Origin of the sequence: Sphingomonas sp. DC4900, from assembly GCF_049896485.1 — a bacterium.
Lineage (GTDB): Bacteria > Pseudomonadota > Alphaproteobacteria > Sphingomonadales > Sphingomonadaceae > Sphingomonas > Sphingomonas aquatilis.
Window position 1 is genome coordinate 15,770 of record NZ_JAFCUK010000009.1, and the last position, 15,208, is coordinate 30,977.

The window sequence follows — 15,208 nt, forward strand, 5'->3', positions numbered from 1 at the left end:
GATGGAGACGCCCGCTTCCGCCCCGTCCCAGACGATCGCGCCCGCGCGCCGCCGCCGTGCGTGGCGAATCGTGCGCAACATCGTGCTCGCGGTCATCGCGCTGATCGTCGCGATCTGGCTGGTGCTCTATATCACCAAGGGCCGCTTCCTGCGCGCGCCCTTCGAACGATTCGTCGGCGGCCAGACGCATCGCGCGGTGCGGATCGACGGCGACTTCCAGCTCTATTTCGCGCCGTTCAAGATCAAGTTCGTCGCCGAACGGATGACGATCGCCAATCCTGCCTGGGCCAGCCGCCCCTATCTGTTCGACGCGGCGCGGATCGACACGCGGATCGCGCCGCTGTCGCTGCTCTGGGGCAAGCGCCGACTCTATTGGCTCGATCTCGTCGACGGCAAGGTCGACCTCGAATGGAAGCCTGACCACAGCACCAATACCTGGACGTTCAGCGAGAAAAAGGGCGGCAAGCCGCTCGACTTCCCGCGTATCGATGTCGCCAACGTGCGCGGCACGACCGTGCGCTACGTCGATCCGCGCATGCAGGTGACGGCCGACCTCGCCATCGCCGACATCCGATCGACCGATGCGCGCATCGGCAAGTCGGTCGGCGTCACCGGCTCCGGCCGTATCCGCACGGCCCCCTTCACGCTGACCGCACGGCTGCTCACCCCCGATGCGACGGTGAACCGCGGCCAGAACCAGCTCGTCGCGCGGATGCGTGCGGCGGGGAACGTCATCGACGTCGCGGGCACCTTGCCCTCGCTCGCCGAGATCGAGGGCGTGCCGCTGTCGGTCGCCGCGCGCGGGCGCAACATGGCGGACCTGCTCGGCATCATCGGCGTCGCCATCCCCAATACGCGCACCTATCGCGTCCGCGGCCAAATGGTGAAGGACGGCGCGGACTATCGCTTCACCCGCCTCACCGGCGTGGCGGGGGCGACCGACCTTGCCGGCACGCTCACCGTGACGACGGGCGAGCGGCTCCACCTCGATTCGAAGCTCGCGACCAAACGCCTCGACATCATCGATGCCGCGCCCTTCATCGGCTACAATCCCGATATCGTCGCGACGAAGGGCGCGGAGGCCGCGGCGGCGGCGGCCGGTGCGGCGAGCGGCCGGTTGCTGCCCGATGCCGCGCTGCCGATCGCGACGATGCAGCGCTTCGATGCTGACCTCAAATGGACGGTCGGCGTCGTGCGATCGCGCAACGTGCCGATCAGCAACGTCGACCTCACGCTGGCGCTGAAGGACGGGCGGCTGGCGCTGTCGCCGCTCACCTTCGCGATGGCACGCGGCAATGTGGCGAGCGATGTGGTGTTCGACACGCGCGCACGGCCATCCGCGGTCCGCTACGACATCCGCCTGACGCCGACGCCGCTCGGACGGCTGCTGAAGGGCTATGGCGTCGCAGAGGCGGGGACGACCGGCACGATCCACGGCCGCATCCGGCTGGACGGGCGCGGCGACACGATCCACGATTCGCTCAGCACCGCGCGCGGGCGCATCGCCTTCATCATTCCGCAGGGCGATCTGACGACCGGCAATGCGCAATTGTCCGAACTCGACATCGGCACCTTCGTGCAGAAGATGTTCGAGGACAAATTGAAGGAGCCGGTACGCATCAACTGCGGCCTCGTCGGCTTCACCGTCCGCGGGGGCGTCGCGGCGGCGGACCCGATCCTGATCGATACGTCGAAGAACGTGATCCTCGGCCGCGGCGGCTTCAGCTTCCGCACCGAAGGCGTCGACCTCGCCATCCGGGCGGACGGGAAGAAATTCAGCCTGTTCTCAGGGCAGTCGCCCGTCGGCATCGGCGGCACCTTCGCGCATCCCAAGCTCGACGTGATCAGCAACCAGCTGCTCGGCCGCGCCGGCGCCGGCCTGGGGCTGGCGGTGGTCGCGACGCCTGTGGCGGGCATCCTCGCCTTCGTCGACGTCGGCGACGCCAAGGCCGCCGCCTGCAGCCCGGTCCTCGCCGGTGCCACAGCAGCGGCGCAACGCACCACCAAGGGCGCCCCCCGCGACGACGTCGGCCACGGCACGACCGCCAAGGAAGAGAATGGCAAGGCGTCGGGCGGCGAACGCAAGACCCAGCGCAAGAAGTTCCTGGGGATCTTCTGAGGGGTGCGCTCGCATACTCCCCTTCTTCGTCATCCCGGCCCCATCTCCAGCCCGCCGTCATTCCCGCGAAGGCGGGAATCCAGACCCGCTACCCTGGCGCCTCCAGCCGCAACGTCAGAGGTTATGGATTCCCGCCTGCGCGGGAATGACGGGCCGTGTGGGGCGGGCGTCCTGCACACCGACGGCCAAGGCGCGCTCTCCCACTTCCGTCATCCCGGCGAACGCCGGGATCCATGGACAGCGCGCCATACGTGTCGGCGCGCAAACGCTGCCGCCACCGCCACCATGGATCCCGGCCTCCGCCGGGATGACGGGTAAGGCTAGGGCGCCCCTCCACCACGCCGTCATTCCCGCGCAGGCGGGAATCCAGACGCGCTACCCTCGCGCATCCAGCCGCAACGTCAAAAGTTATGGCCCGCCCCGCCGCGGAAATGACGGACCCGTCAAACCTCAGTGATCATGCCCATGCGCCGCGCGCAGCGCCTCCAGCACGTCGTCCGTCCGCGCCGGGTCGCCGATCGCCAGCACATGGCCCGCGCTCGTTGCGGTCAGCGGGTCGCCGTTCCAGTCGCACATCCGCCCGCCCGCGCCCTCGACCACCGGCACCAGCGCGGCAAAATCATACAGTTGCAGCCCGGATTCCGCGACCACGTCGAGATGCCCGCTCGCCAGCAGCCCGTAATTGTAGCAATCGCCGCCATAGACCGGCCCCTGTCGCGCATGCCCGCCCGAGGCGGCGGCGACGAGCGCCATGTAATGCGGCACGTCGCCATCCGCGAACAGGTGCGGGCTGGTGGTGGCGACGATCGCGCCCTCCAGCTGCGCGCAGCGCCGGGTGCGCGCGGGCGTGCCGTTGAAGGTCGTCGGCCGGCCGGCGACACCCAGCCAGCGTTCGCGCTGCACCGGCTGGTCGATGATGCCGAGCAGCGGCCAGCCATCCTCCACCAGCGCGATCAGCGTCCCGAAGATCGCGCGCCCCACCGTGAAGCTGCGCGTGCCGTCGATGGGGTCGAGCACCCATTGCCGCCCGGTCACGCCGTCCTTGGTGCCATATTCCTCGCCGACCACGCCGTCGCCCGGCGCCTCGGCATCCAGCAGCCGCCGCATCGCCGCCTCCGCCTCGCGATCGGCGCGGGTGACGGGGGAGCGGTCGTCCTTCAGCTCGACGCCATGGTCGGCGCGGAAATAGGGGCGGATCGCCGCCCCGGCGGCGTCGGCGAGGCGCTGGGCGAGCTGGATATCGGCGGCGGTAATCGGCATGATCGCAGCCCTATCGCGGGGCAGGGCCAGGCGCTAGGGTCCGGTCACGTCTTTGCGAGAGGATCCCTTCCATGCGTCTGTTTTCCGCCGCTATTGCCACGATCGCGCTTGTCGCCACTCCTGCTATCGCCGGTCTGCCGGTAGGCGCGAAGGCGCCGACCTTCGCCACGCGCGGCGCGGTCGCCGGCCAGGTCGTCGGCATCGATCTCGCCCAGCAGCTCAAGAAGGGCCCGGTCGTCCTCTATTTCTTCCCCGCGGCCTTCACCGGTGGCTGCAACGCCGAGGCGCATGCCTTTGCCGAGGCGATTCCCGAATTCCAGAAGGCCGGTGCGACCGTGATCGGCATGTCGGCCGACGACGTGCCGACGCTGCAGCGCTTCTCGGCGGAAAAGTGCGCGGGCAAGTTCGCGGTGGCGAGCGCGGGGCCCACGGTGATCAAGAATTACGACGTCGCGCTCAACGCCGGCGGCCGCGCGCTGACCAAGCGGACCAGCTATGTCATCGGCCGCGACGGCAAAATCGCGTTCGTCCACGACGATATGAACCCTGCGCAGCATGTGGCGTTGACGCTCGCCGCGGTTCGTCGCCTCGCAGCGAAGTGAAGCCACGGAAACTTCCTGATAACATTTCGCGGGTACACATCGCGGAACACCGGAAAGGGCGTAGATGAACGGGCCGTTGGCAGCGCGAAAGGACGGCAAGGGTGATCTATTCACCCGAATCGGCGACTTTCTCGCGTCTCAGGGCCTCAGCCCCGAGCCGGCCCATTACACCTTCGCCTATGATGTCATCACCAATCCCGACGGCGCGATCGCCCAGGCGGTGATGCGGCTGACCGACGGTGGCTTTCGCCTCAGCCGCTCGGACATCGAAAAGCTCGGCGGGCGCGTGATGCTGGGGGCCGCGGTCCAGCCCGAAGCGGAGCCGCCGCGCCCCAGCTATCGCGATCACCAGTCGGAGGTCGAGGACGAGGCGGTTCGCCTGGTCGAAGCGACCCAGGCGCAGGTCGACGATTTCGCGACGATGATGCGCGCGATGCAGGACCAGACGCGCGATTTCGGCGCGGACCTCGCCGAAAGCGCGGCGGCGATCGATACGGCGGGGCCGGCCGGCCTCGACGCGATCGCGCGCATCGCCGGCACGATGCTGGCCCGCGTGCGCGATGCCGAGGTGCGGCTCGACCAGGCGACGCGCGAGGCGGAAACGCTCCGCGCCAAGCTCGCCGAAGCGAACGACACCGCCCGTCGCGACGCGCTCACCGGCCTGCCCAACCGCCGCGCCTTCGGCGAGGCGTTCGACCATCGCCGCGAACTCGAAGGGCCCTTCTGCCTCGCAGTCTGCGACATCGACCGGTTCAAGCGGATCAACGACGCGCATGGCCACCAGATCGGCGACCGCGTCCTGTCCGCCGTCGCGCGCACGCTCAGCGAGGAATGTCAGAAATATCTCGTCGTCCGCCACGGCGGCGAGGAATTCGCCATCCTGATCCACGGCCTGACCCTCGCCGATGCCGCCGCGCACCTCGACGGGGCGCGCAGTGTCATCGCCGGCAAACGATTCCGCCTGCGCGAAACCGACAAGCCGCTGGGGCAGGTGACGCTGTCGATCGGCGTCACCGCCGTGCAGACCGGCGAGACGATCGATGCCGCGTTCGAACGCGCCGACCGCCTGCTCTATACTGCGAAGAGCGATGGCCGCGACCGGGTGTGTGCCGCCTGATATTGGCGTAAACCGCGCCATCGCTGTGGCGGAAATTCCCAGTTTAATGTGAGTTGCCGAAGAAAACCGCGCAGATCCGCGGTTTTTTGTATTTGGCACGATGGCTGCAAGGTCCCTGGCATGCGGCGACGAACGGTTCGCCCGCCGCAGCAAAAGGGAAACAGACCATGTCCATCCGCTTCGATATCGCTCAGCGCGCCGCCGTCTCGGTCATTGCCGCGCTCGCCTTCGCCGGCCTTGCGATCAGCGCCGCCGTCCCCGTCCTGCCGATCGCCTGATCCCCGCAAGCCCTGAGGAGACGCATCATGTATCGCAGCTTCGCACTCGCGCTGTCCGCCTTCTGCACCACCGTTCTGGTCCTCGCCAGCCAGAGCACCGGCACCATCGGCTGACCGGCTGACGACCTACCCGGCGGTTGCGACCGCCCCGATCGGCCCGACCGGCGCATCCTCGCCCCGGCTATAGGTGCCGATCAAGACCCCGGCGGCGAGCACATGCCCCGCCATCGCCTCCAGCATCGCGGCACGGCCGGGCGTTTCGCCCGGATCGCCGACGCCTGCATCAAGCGCGAACATCTGGAAGGCATAGCGATGGCTGCCATGACCGGTCGGCGGGTCGGGCGGCAGCCAGCCTTCACGAAGATAGGAATTGCGGCCGACGTCGCGCTCGGGCGTTCCCGCGCCATCGCTGCGGATCGCGCCTTCCTCCAGCCGGCCCGTGTCGGCGGGCATGCCCCAGACGACCGCATGGACCAACGGCTGCGGCGCCGGTGCGTCGGCATCCTCGACCAGCAAGGCGAGATGCGCCGTGCCCTCGGGCAGCGGCCCCCAGACCAGCGGCGGCGACACGCCATCGCCGTCCGCGGTGAAGCGTTCGGGCAGCCGCGCGCCGTCGGCAAAAGCCGGGCTCATCAGCTCGATCCGCGGGATGGCGGTGCCCAGCGTCCCGCGTGCGATTGCCAGCTTTTCGGCGCCTGCGCGCACATCGGACAGCGCCTTGCCCAGCCAGGCGGGGATATGTTCCAGCATCAGCCTTGCTCCTGCGGGCAATCGCCCGGCCGCATCGCCGGCGCCGTGCTTGCGGCGAACCAGCGGCTGCGGTCGCCCATCGTGTCGGCATCGTGGTAGCAGGCTTCCGCACGCGATCCGTCGGCGCCCAGCACCAGCGTCCAATCGTTGTCGCCGCAATCGTGCGGCATGCAGCCATGCGCGGCAATGCGGCCATCGGCGGTGCGGAAGATCGGCACGGTCACCGCATCGCGGTTCACGAACCGCCGGCGGATGCGCTCGTCGCCCACCGCATCGTTCAGCGCGCGCGCCACTTCGGTACGATCATAGAAGCCGACGCCATCGACCGCATCGGTCGGATATTTGCCGACATAGGCGGTCAGCGCATCGGCATGCGCCTGGCCGGGCAGAGGCTTGGGCATCTGCGTGGGCGGCGGGACGAAGCCTGCGGCGGCGGCATTGTCGGGGGCCTCCGCCTTGCGCGCGCCGCCACAGGCCGCGAGGCAGAGGATCGGGGCGAGGCCCATGGCGAGAAGGATCGGACGCATCGTCATGGAACGCAAGACAGGCCCCGGCGGTTGCCTGTCGCATGACCGAGCCCGACGCCACCGATCTCGATCGCTTCGTCCGCGCACAGGAAGGCGTGTGGAATCAGGCGCTTGCCGAGCTGCACGCCGGCCGCAAGACCAGCCATTGGATGTGGTTCGTCTTCCCGCAGATCGCCGGTCTGGGCAGCAGCGCGATGGCGCGAACCTATGCGATCCGCGACGCCGACGAAGCGCGTGCGTATCTGGCGCATCAATTGCTCGGCGGGCGGCTTATCGCGATGACGCAGGCGGCGATCGCGGCGCCCGGCAGTGCGGAGGCGATATTCGGCAGCATCGATGCGATGAAGCTGCGGTCGTCGATGACGCTGTTCGCCGCGGTCGCCGACGATCCGACACCGTTCGAAGCGGCGCTGGAGCGCTTCTACGACGGGCAGCGCGATCCCAAGACGCTGGCGCTGCTCAGCGAACGCTGACTATCGTTACACCTTCGCCGAAAAGATCATCCGGCCCTGGCCCAGTTGCGCGAACACCTGCGACAGGTCGCTTTCGCCGACCGCGAAACAGCCCTGGCTGCGGCCGAGCATGCCGTGCGTGCGCAGCATGTCCTTGTTCGCATACCAGGCCGAATGCACCACGATCGCGCGTGCCAGCGCATTATCGTTGGTGGCGTCGAGCCCGATCAGCCGCTGCGAGCGGCCATGCTTGCCGACATAATAATCATCGGTAACGAACGCGCCCTGCGAGGTCGCGTTGGAATTGGGCTCGTTCGAAAAGCGCTTCAGATAGCCGGTGTGCGCCGGGTCCGATCCGCTGCCGTGCGCGACCAGGAACGACTGGCTCTTGCCCGACACCAGGTCGACGAGGTGGAAGCGCGGCTCGGACGACGAGGCGGCCATGTCGGCGATCGCGATCCGGTCGCGGCGCGGGATGCGGCGGCCATGCTGGTTCAGCGCGGCCATCGCCTGGCGCATCAGATCGGGGCGCACGACACGCGGCGAAGTGATGGCTTGAGCAAACATGCGCGGGCGCGGGGCCGGCAACGGCGGTTCGCTGACCGGCCGCAAATCAGCCTGGCTCAGGCGGCGGGTCGCGGCGGAGACCGTGCCCGGCATCGCCAGCGTCGTTGCCAGCACCAATCCGTTCTTCAGCAGCGCACGACGATCGCGCACGCCATCATTCTGATTTTGCATCGAATTTCCGTAATGCCCCGGTTCTTGCCCGCGAGACATCATATAGCAGCTTCGGACTTAATATTCTGCGGGTCCCAGCCCCAAGTCAGCGTTGCGGTTGCACGCTTCGGCGCGGGTTGGGCTCGATTGATCCGATTTGGCCATGGCACCAGCCGCGATATCGCGCGTTGAGACCCGCGAAAGGCAAACGAAAGTCAAGGGCGAATCGATATGGCACAGCGATCGACACGATGGTTTTCGGCGATGACCGCGGCGGCGCTGGTAATGGCGCTTCCGGCCCCCGCATTCGCGGCGGCGGCCAGCGATGCACTGGCCCCGGAAGTCACGTCGCTCGCCCCCAATCGGTTCCTGTGGAACGACAGCGGCAGCAGCGAACCGGTCAGCATCGTCGTCTCGATTCCGGATCAAAAGGCCTATGTCTATCGCGGCACGATGCTGATCGGCGCGTCCACCGTCTCGACGGGCAAGGACGGCAAGGAGACGCCGGTCGGCGTCTTCCCGATCCTGCAGAAGTCGGAAAAGCATAAGAGCAACCTGTACGACAGCGCGCCGATGCCGTTCATGCAGCGCCTGACCTGGGACGGCGTCGCGATCCACGCCGGCATGAACCCGGGCTTCCCTGCCTCGCACGGCTGCATCCGGGTGCCGACCGATTTCGCCAAGAAGCTGTTCGCGATCACCAGCCGCGGCACGCCGGTGCTGGTGACGGACGCGTCGGCCGCAGAGGGCTGGATGCTGCCCACCAACGCCGACGCCGTCGCGATGCAAAGCGAGACGGCGACTGCCAACGAGGCGTGGTTGCAGACCGCGTCGCGGTGAGCAGAGGCTGCCAACCTGGAATCCGTCATTGCGAGCGCAACGAAGCAATCCAGAGCCGGACCAGCGCGCCCTGGATTGCGTCGCTGCGCTCGCAATGACGCACTACCAGGAATGTCCACGACCCTTGCCGCCGCCCCACACCTGACGCACAGCTGGAGCCCATGACCGACCTCGTCACCATCCGCTCCGGCGCATTGATCGCCGCGATCAACCCCTTTGGCGCCGAGCTGACGCACCTGCGCGACGCCGACGGCCGCGAGCTGATGACCAACGCGGACCCGGCCTTCTGGACCGGTCACGCGCCGATTCTGTTCCCGGTGATCGGCATGACGTACGAGAAGGCGATCCGGCTCGACGGCACATCCTATCCGATGGCCAAGCATGGCTTCGCCCGCCACAGCCTGTTCGACACGGTCGCGCAGTCCGACGCCAGCGTCACCTTCGCGCTGACCGACAGTGCCGAGACGCGCGCCGCCTATCCCTTCGCCTTCCGGCTCGAAATCACGTTCACGCTGCAGGATGCGACGCTCCACGTCGAGGCACGCATCCACAACCCCGCGACCGTGCCCATGCCGGCAAGCTTCGGCTTCCACCCCGCCTTCGCCTGGCCGCTGCCCTATGGGCAGGACCGCGCCGCCCACCGCATCGTCTTCGACGCCGACGAGCCCGACGCCCTGCGCGTCATCGCCGCCGACGGCACGATCGCCGCGGGCACGCGCCCGTCACCGCTCGACGGCCGCACGCTGACGTTGCGCGACGACCTGTTCACCGACGACGCGCTCGTGTGGGATCACGTCCGTTCCGACGCGGTGACCTATGGCGCGCCCGACGGCCCGCAATTGCGCATCGCCTTCCCCGACACGCCGATGCTCGGCATCTGGACCAAGCCCGGCGCCGCCTATGTCTGCGTCGAGCCCTGGCACGGCATCGCCGATCCCGAAGGCTTCACCGGCGACTTCCGCGACAAGCCCGGCGTGTTTGAGGTGCCGGCTGGCGGCGACAAACGCATCGCGATGCAGGTGACGCTGCTCGCCTGAGGAGAGTGACGTCGCAGGTCATCGTCGCTCGCAATGACGGACGACGATGGTGTCGGAACGTCCCGCGCCCCTACACCGTTACCTGTTCGCCCAACTCGAGCACCTTGCCCGGCGGAATCTTCAGGAAGTCGGTCGGGTCGCTCGCGTTGCGCTGCATGAACATGAAGATGCGATCCTGCCACAGCGGCATGCCGACGTCCGCTTCGGGCTTCAGCGTGTTGCGGCCGATGAAGAAGCTGGTCTTCATCGCATCCAGGCTGCGCATCTCGGTCTTGCCGCCGACACCCAAATCGGCGGGCACGTTCGGCGATTCCATGAAGCCGTAATTGAGCACGACGATCTCGAAATTGTCGTCCAGCCGCTCGACGGTCGCGCGCATCTCGGGCTCCACCACCGGACGGTCCGTCGTGCGGATGCTGACCACCAGGTTGCGCTCGTGCAGCACCTTGTTGTGCTTGAGATTGTGCAGCAGCGCGCCCGGCGCGGATCGCGGATTGGCGGTCAGGAACACCGCGGTGCCTGGCACGCGTTCGGGCGGGCGCTTGGCGAGCGCGGCGGCCAAGTCGGCGAGCGGGATGCTCTGCCGCGCCTCGAACGCGCGCACGATGCCCTTGCCGCGCACCCAGGTGTAGATCAGCAGGCCGATCGATGCCGCGATGACCAGCGGCACCCAGCCGCCCTCGATCACGCGCAGGATGTTCGCGCCGAAGAAGATGAGGTCCAGGCACAGGAACGGCAGCACCGCCGCCAGCGCCCACACCCGGTTCCAGTGCCACACGTGCCGCGCCACGAGATACCCGAGCAGCGTCGTCACCACCATCGTCCCCGTCACCGCGATGCCGTATGCTGCCGCCATCGCCGAGGATGTCTTGAACTGGATGATCAGCACCAGCACGCCGATCATCAGCAGCCAGTTGATCGCGGGGACGTAGATTTGCCCGACGAACGACGCCGACGTCTGCCGTAGCTTCATCCGCGGCAACAGCCCCAGCTGCACCGCCTGCTGCGTTAGCGAGAAGGCGCCGGTGATCACCGCCTGGCTCGCGATCACCGTGGCGAAGCCCGCCAGCACGATCAGCGGCCCGCGCATCGATTCGGGCGCCATCAGGAAGAACCAGTCCTGATTGGTGAACGGCTTGCCCGCAGCGGCGGCGGCCTCGAGGCGGGAAAGCGCAAAGGCGCCTTGCCCCAGATAGTTGAGCGTGAGCGCCGGGAACACGAGCAGCAGCCACGCGATGCGGATCGGCTTCTTGCCGAAATGCCCCATGTCCGCGGTCAGCGCTTCGGCGCCCGTCACCGTCAGGAACACCGCGCCCAGCACGAACAGCCCCACCGTGCCGTGGGTGCTGAGGAACTGGATGCCGTAGGTCGGCAGCAGCACGCGAAAGATCGACAGCTCGTCGGCGATATGCCACGCGCCCAACCCGCCGATCGTCAGGAACCAGACGATGCACACCGGCCCGAACAGCGACGCGACCCGCGCCGTGCCCTTCGATTGCAGGAAGAACAGCGCGATCAGGATCACGATCGTCAGCGCGCGGATCGTGCCTTCGTCGAAGAATGTGGCGGCGCTGGGGATGGTGCGCAGCCCCTCCATCGCCGACAGCACCGACAGCGACGGCGTGATGATCGCATCGCCGTAGAACAGCGACGCGCCCGCCGCGCCCAGCACCAGCGCGATGCGGCTGCGCACGCCGATCGACTTGCGCGCCAGCGCCGCCAGCGCCAGCACGCCGCCTTCGCCGTGATTGTCGGCGCGCATCAGGAACAAGACGTATTTGACCGTGACGATCAGCGTCAGCGTCCACAGCGCCAGGCTGAGCACGCCGAGGATTTCGGACGGATCGATGCCGTCGCCCGCCGATTGCTGCAACGCCTCGCGAAAGGCGTAGAGCGGGCTGGTGCCGATATCGCCGAACACGACGCCCAGCGCGCCGACGGTCAGGCCGATCAGCGCGGGATGGGCCGACGCGGAATGCGCGCCCGTGGATTCGGAAGCGGGTGCTTCGACGGCAGCCGACATGGCGCGCTTTTACCCCTGTTCAATCCCCCGGCGCGGGAGGACGGCGCGCTTTACGCCGATTTGCCTGCCGCGCAAGAGGCTTTGGGTAAGGGCAGGGTAACGGCTTGATCGGGTAGGGGTTTGCAGGCATGGGCGGGCCATGGTTCCCTTTTCGTTCGGCGGTCAGACCCTGTGCGCGTTGCCGGATGGCGCCTTATGGTGGCCGGCACGTTCTGCGCTGCTCGTCGCCGACCTGCATTTCGAAAAGGCGAGCTGGTTCGCCGCCCGCGGCCAGATGCTGCCGCCCTATGATTCGCTCGCGACGCTGGCCGATCTCGCGCGGATCGTGACGGCGACGGGGGCGAAGGAACTGTGGTGTCTGGGCGACAGCTTCCACGACAGCGATGGCTGCGACCGGTTGCCCGCGGAGGCGCAGTTACGCCTGCGCGCGCTGACCGAGGGGCTGCGCTGGACGTGGATCACCGGCAATCACGATTCCGCGCTGAAGGATCGCTGCGGCGGCACGGTGCTGGACGAAGCGACGGTCGACGGCCTCGTCCTGCGCCACGAAGCCGATCCGCACGACAGCCGCCCGGAACTGTCGGGCCATTTCCACCCCAAGCTGCGCCTCCACGTCCGCGGCAAGCAGGTCGCGCGCCGCTGTTTCGTCGCGACGCCGCGCAAGATCGTGCTCCCCGCCTTCGGCGCGCTGACCGGCGGCCTCGACGTCGACCACCCCGCGCTGGTCAAGGCGGTAGGGCAGGGTGCCGAGGCCCTGGTGCCCGTCGAACAACGCCTCCTCCGCTTCCCCATCGCGGCCTGACGCACACTCGCCGTCATCCCGGCGAACGCCGGGATCCACGGACACGATGCAGCCAGCGTGGCGCGCATCACCAGCCACGCCGAAACCATGGTTCCCGGCCTCCGCCGGAATGACGAGAGTGGGGGCATCCCGCACCAGCACCCCCGTCATTCCCGCGAAGGCGGGAATCCAGACTGGCGAACCGCGCGGCTCTATCGCCGGCGTTCGGAGGCTATGGATTCCCGCCTTCGCGGGAATGACGGACGAGTGGGGGAGGCGGAATCGTCGCGCTACGCCTTCACCGCGCCAGCGCCGGAAACCCTGCCTTGAACGCCGCGACCTTGGGCTTGTCCCAGCGCACGATATACGGGTGCATCGGATTCCGGTCGTAGAAGCGCTGGTGATAGTCCTCCGCCGGGAAGAACCCGCCCTGTTCGATCCGCGTCACGATCGGCTTCGGAAAGCTCTTCGCCGCCCCCAGCTGCGCAATATAGGCGCGCGCCACCGCGGCCTGCCGCGCGTCCTGCGGGAAGATGGCGGAGCGATAGCTCGGCCCCGTGTCCGGACCCTGCCGGTTCAACTCGGTCGGATCATGCGCGATGGAGAAATAGACGCGCAGCAAAGTCGCATAGCTGACGACGCGCGGATCATAGGTCACGCGAATCGCCTCGGCATGGCCGGTGCGCTCGGTCGAAACCTGATCGTAGGTCGCGGTCGCGCGGCTGCCGCCCGCATAGCCGGCGGTGACGCTCTTGACGCCCTTCACCCGCTCGAACACCGCCTCCATACCCCAGAAACAGCCGCCCGCGAACACCGCGGTCTGCGTGGCCGTCGTGGCGGGGACATCGATCTTGGCGGCGGGCAGCGGCACCGCGCGTTCGGCGGCGGCAAAGCCGGTGGAGGCGAACAGGGCGCCCGCCAGAGCGGCGCCGGGCAGCAGAACTTTCAGCATGACGCTGATATGGTGAGGAAACTGCGTCCTTCCAGAGCTGTGGACCGGATCGGTTCCGACGCGGCTCACAATCCTGCGCGGTTTACTGGGCCTGCACGATCGGCGACGCGGCCGGGATCGGCTGCGCATGCTGCGCGCTCGCCGGCTGCAGCGTCACGACGCCGATCGCGCCGATCGCGAACCCGCCGAGGAACTTCCAGAAGAAGCGGCTGTTGAACATGTTGCGCATAACGCACCTTTGTCTCGTCGTTCGTTGGGGCGACGACGTGCGTCGTCCTGCCCGGTTTCAGCGGCCCAGATGGTCGTCCGGACCGCCACTCTCAAGCGCGTTTATAGAAACGCTGGATTAACGCGGCGTGGCCGCTCCGTTCATCACCCGTCAGGATTTGCGGCCGATACGGATGGATGGGCCACACTTGCACCCAATCCCGTTCGTGCTGAGCCTGTCGAAGCACGGGGTTCCACACGCGATGCCGGTGCGGGGGGCAATCCGCCCTTCGACAAGCTCAGGGCGAACGGTAGGAGGCGGCTTCCCGGCTTACAGCAGATCCGCGCACGCCTGCTGGATGCGCGTGCAGGCCTCGCGCAGCAGATCGTCCGATGTCGCGTAGCTGATCCGCATCGCCGGCGACAGGCCGAACGCCGCGCCCTGCACCGCCGCGACCTTGGCATCGTCGAGCAGATAGCCGACGAAATCCTCGTCCGTCTCGATCTTGCGGCCGTTCGGCGTCGTCTTGCCGATCAGCGGCGCGAACGACGGATAGACGTAGAAGGCGCCTTCCGGCGTCGGGCAGGTCATGCCCTCGATCTGGTTGAGCATGCCGACCACCAGGTCGCGCCGCGTCTGGAACGCCGCCGCGCGCTCCTTGAGGAAATCCTGCGGGCCGGTCAGCGCCGCGACCGCCGCCGCCTGCGCGATCGAACAGGGGTTGCTGGTCGACTGCGACTGCAGCTTCGCCATCGCCTTGATCAGCCACGGCGCGCCGGCCGCAAAGCCGATCCGCCAGCCGGTCATTGCATAGGCCTTCGAACAGCCGTTGACGGTCAGCGTCCGCTCGTACAGCTCCGGGCACACTTCGGCGATCGTCGCGAAGCGGAAGCCGTCATAGACGATATGCTCGTACATATCATCGGCGAAGATCCACACATGCGGGTGCCGCGCCAGCACCGCGCCCAGCGCCTTCAGCTCGTCGACGGTGTAGGCCGCGCCCGTCGGGTTGGACGGCGAATTGAGGATGACCCACTTGGTCCGGGGCGTGATCGCCGCTTCCAGCGCCTCCGGCGACAGCTTGTAATCCTGTTCCGGCCCGGCGACCGCGAACACCGGCGTGCCGCCCGCGAACTGGACGACATCGGGATAGCTGACCCAATACGGCGCGGGGATCACCACCTCGTCGCCGGGATCGACGCTGGCGACGATCGCGTTGAACAGCGTGTGCTTGCCGCCGACGTTCACCGTCACCTGATCGGGCGTGTAGGTGAGGTTGTTGTCGCGCGCGAACTTGGCGACGATCGCCTGCTTCAGCTCGATCGTGCCGTCGACGTTGGTGTATTTGGTCTTGCCGTCGCGGATTGCCTGGATCGCCGCGTCCTTGACGAAATCGGGCGTGTCGAAGTCCGGTTCGCCCGCGCCCAGGCCGATCACGTCGACGCCCGCACGCTTCAGCTCGAGCACGCGGCTGGTGATCGCGAGCGTGGGCGAGGGGCTGATGCGGCCGAGTGCGGCGGAGGGCTTCATGGGACGGGCCTTGGA

General features: G+C 67.9%; 15 protein-coding genes. 7 read left to right on the plus strand and 8 right to left on the minus strand.

Going from position 1 to position 15,208, the window contains the following annotated elements:
* Position 1 precedes the first annotated feature (1 nt).
* On the plus strand, positions 2–2,119 hold the full coding sequence (locus ACP690_RS11305) for an AsmA family protein (RefSeq protein ID WP_426261233.1): 2,118 nt from the start codon (positions 2–4) through the stop codon (positions 2,117–2,119).
* Positions 2,120–2,569: 450 nt separating this feature from the next.
* Here the strand turns inward: ACP690_RS11305 and ACP690_RS11310 are convergent, their stop codons facing one another.
* The gene (locus ACP690_RS11310) at positions 2,570–3,379 is read right to left on the minus strand and encodes an inositol monophosphatase family protein (RefSeq protein WP_294284009.1); all 810 of its coding nucleotides are present in this window, start codon (positions 3,377–3,379) and stop codon (positions 2,570–2,572) included.
* A gap of 71 nt (positions 3,380–3,450) precedes the next feature.
* Between ACP690_RS11310 and ACP690_RS11315 the strand changes: the two genes are divergently transcribed.
* Both ACP690_RS11315 and ACP690_RS11320 read left to right on the plus strand, forming a co-directional pair.
* The gene (locus ACP690_RS11315; protein WP_426261232.1) at positions 3,451–3,981 is read left to right on the plus strand and encodes a peroxiredoxin; all 531 of its coding nucleotides are present in this window, start codon (positions 3,451–3,453) and stop codon (positions 3,979–3,981) included.
* Between the two features lie 64 nt (positions 3,982–4,045).
* Complete coding sequence (locus ACP690_RS11320; RefSeq protein ID WP_017977263.1) at positions 4,046–5,098, plus strand: GGDEF domain-containing protein; 1,053 nt, start codon at positions 4,046–4,048, stop codon at positions 5,096–5,098.
* Between the two features lie 404 nt (positions 5,099–5,502).
* On the opposite strand, the gene ACP690_RS11325 is transcribed toward ACP690_RS11320, so the two are convergent.
* Entirely contained in the window at positions 5,503–6,126 is a 624-nt protein-coding gene (locus ACP690_RS11325) for a YbhB/YbcL family Raf kinase inhibitor-like protein (protein WP_426261231.1), read from the minus strand.
* On the minus strand, positions 6,126–6,653 hold the full coding sequence (locus tag ACP690_RS11330; RefSeq protein WP_426261230.1) for a hypothetical protein: 528 nt from the start codon (positions 6,651–6,653) through the stop codon (positions 6,126–6,128). The genes ACP690_RS11325 and ACP690_RS11330 overlap by 1 nt, the downstream gene beginning before the upstream one ends.
* Before the next feature lie 41 nt (positions 6,654–6,694).
* Here ACP690_RS11330 and ACP690_RS11335 point away from each other — a divergent pair, with 41 nt between their 5' ends.
* Complete coding sequence (locus tag ACP690_RS11335) at positions 6,695–7,126, plus strand: DUF1810 domain-containing protein (RefSeq protein ID WP_426261229.1); 432 nt, start codon at positions 6,695–6,697, stop codon at positions 7,124–7,126.
* A gap of 6 nt (positions 7,127–7,132) precedes the next feature.
* On the opposite strand, the gene ACP690_RS11340 is transcribed toward ACP690_RS11335, so the two are convergent.
* Positions 7,133–7,843, minus strand: coding sequence for a murein L,D-transpeptidase catalytic domain family protein (locus ACP690_RS11340; protein WP_426261228.1), 711 nt, complete (start codon positions 7,841–7,843; stop codon positions 7,133–7,135).
* A gap of 210 nt (positions 7,844–8,053) precedes the next feature.
* Here ACP690_RS11340 and ACP690_RS11345 point away from each other — a divergent pair, with 210 nt between their 5' ends.
* Both ACP690_RS11345 and ACP690_RS11350 read left to right on the plus strand, forming a co-directional pair.
* Positions 8,054–8,662 (plus strand): L,D-transpeptidase family protein, encoded by a 609-nt coding sequence (locus ACP690_RS11345; RefSeq protein ID WP_426261227.1) that lies wholly within the window; start codon positions 8,054–8,056, stop codon positions 8,660–8,662.
* Positions 8,663–8,823: 161 nt separating this feature from the next.
* Positions 8,824–9,699 (plus strand): aldose 1-epimerase family protein, encoded by an 876-nt coding sequence (locus ACP690_RS11350; RefSeq protein WP_426261226.1) that lies wholly within the window; start codon positions 8,824–8,826, stop codon positions 9,697–9,699.
* A 70-nt stretch (positions 9,700–9,769) separates the two neighbouring features.
* Here ACP690_RS11350 and ACP690_RS11355 read toward each other — a convergent pair whose 3' ends face one another.
* Positions 9,770–11,722 (minus strand): potassium transporter Kup, encoded by a 1,953-nt coding sequence (locus tag ACP690_RS11355; protein WP_043061294.1) that lies wholly within the window; start codon positions 11,720–11,722, stop codon positions 9,770–9,772.
* A 139-nt stretch (positions 11,723–11,861) separates the two neighbouring features.
* Between ACP690_RS11355 and pdeM the strand changes: the two genes are divergently transcribed.
* Positions 11,862–12,524: a ligase-associated DNA damage response endonuclease PdeM gene (pdeM, locus tag ACP690_RS11360; protein ID WP_426261225.1), complete on the plus strand. Its 663-nt coding sequence runs from the start codon at positions 11,862–11,864 to the stop codon at positions 12,522–12,524.
* Between the two features lie 277 nt (positions 12,525–12,801).
* Here pdeM and msrA read toward each other — a convergent pair whose 3' ends face one another.
* From msrA to ACP690_RS11375, 3 genes are all read right to left on the minus strand, one after another.
* Complete coding sequence (gene msrA, locus ACP690_RS11365; protein WP_426261224.1) at positions 12,802–13,455, minus strand: peptide-methionine (S)-S-oxide reductase MsrA; 654 nt, start codon at positions 13,453–13,455, stop codon at positions 12,802–12,804.
* Positions 13,456–13,537: 82 nt separating this feature from the next.
* Entirely contained in the window at positions 13,538–13,684 is a 147-nt protein-coding gene (locus tag ACP690_RS11370; protein WP_017977274.1) for a hypothetical protein, read from the minus strand.
* A gap of 309 nt (positions 13,685–13,993) precedes the next feature.
* Positions 13,994–15,193, minus strand: coding sequence for a pyridoxal phosphate-dependent aminotransferase (locus ACP690_RS11375; protein WP_426261223.1), 1,200 nt, complete (start codon positions 15,191–15,193; stop codon positions 13,994–13,996).
* Positions 15,194–15,208 lie beyond the last annotated feature (15 nt).

Coding starts and splice junctions, on each gene's coding strand:
- ACP690_RS11305 (WP_426261233.1), top strand. CDS start 2: ATGGAGACGCCCGCTTCCGCCCCGTCCCAGACGATCGCGCCCGCGCGC.
- ACP690_RS11310 (WP_294284009.1), bottom strand. CDS start 3,379: ATGCCGATTACCGCCGCCGATATCCAGCTCGCCCAGCGCCTCGCCGAC.
- ACP690_RS11315 (WP_426261232.1), top strand. CDS start 3,451: ATGCGTCTGTTTTCCGCCGCTATTGCCACGATCGCGCTTGTCGCCACT.
- ACP690_RS11320 (WP_017977263.1), top strand. CDS start 4,046: ATGAACGGGCCGTTGGCAGCGCGAAAGGACGGCAAGGGTGATCTATTC.
- ACP690_RS11325 (WP_426261231.1), bottom strand. CDS start 6,126: ATGCTGGAACATATCCCCGCCTGGCTGGGCAAGGCGCTGTCCGATGTG.
- ACP690_RS11330 (WP_426261230.1), bottom strand. CDS start 6,653: ATGCGTCCGATCCTTCTCGCCATGGGCCTCGCCCCGATCCTCTGCCTC.
- ACP690_RS11335 (WP_426261229.1), top strand. CDS start 6,695: ATGACCGAGCCCGACGCCACCGATCTCGATCGCTTCGTCCGCGCACAG.
- ACP690_RS11340 (WP_426261228.1), bottom strand. CDS start 7,843: ATGCAAAATCAGAATGATGGCGTGCGCGATCGTCGTGCGCTGCTGAAG.
- ACP690_RS11345 (WP_426261227.1), top strand. CDS start 8,054: ATGGCACAGCGATCGACACGATGGTTTTCGGCGATGACCGCGGCGGCG.
- ACP690_RS11350 (WP_426261226.1), top strand. CDS start 8,824: ATGACCGACCTCGTCACCATCCGCTCCGGCGCATTGATCGCCGCGATC.
- ACP690_RS11355 (WP_043061294.1), bottom strand. CDS start 11,722: ATGTCGGCTGCCGTCGAAGCACCCGCTTCCGAATCCACGGGCGCGCAT.
- pdeM (WP_426261225.1), top strand. CDS start 11,862: ATGGTTCCCTTTTCGTTCGGCGGTCAGACCCTGTGCGCGTTGCCGGAT.
- msrA (WP_426261224.1), bottom strand. CDS start 13,455: ATGCTGAAAGTTCTGCTGCCCGGCGCCGCTCTGGCGGGCGCCCTGTTC.
- ACP690_RS11370 (WP_017977274.1), bottom strand. CDS start 13,684: ATGCGCAACATGTTCAACAGCCGCTTCTTCTGGAAGTTCCTCGGCGGG.
- ACP690_RS11375 (WP_426261223.1), bottom strand. CDS start 15,193: ATGAAGCCCTCCGCCGCACTCGGCCGCATCAGCCCCTCGCCCACGCTC.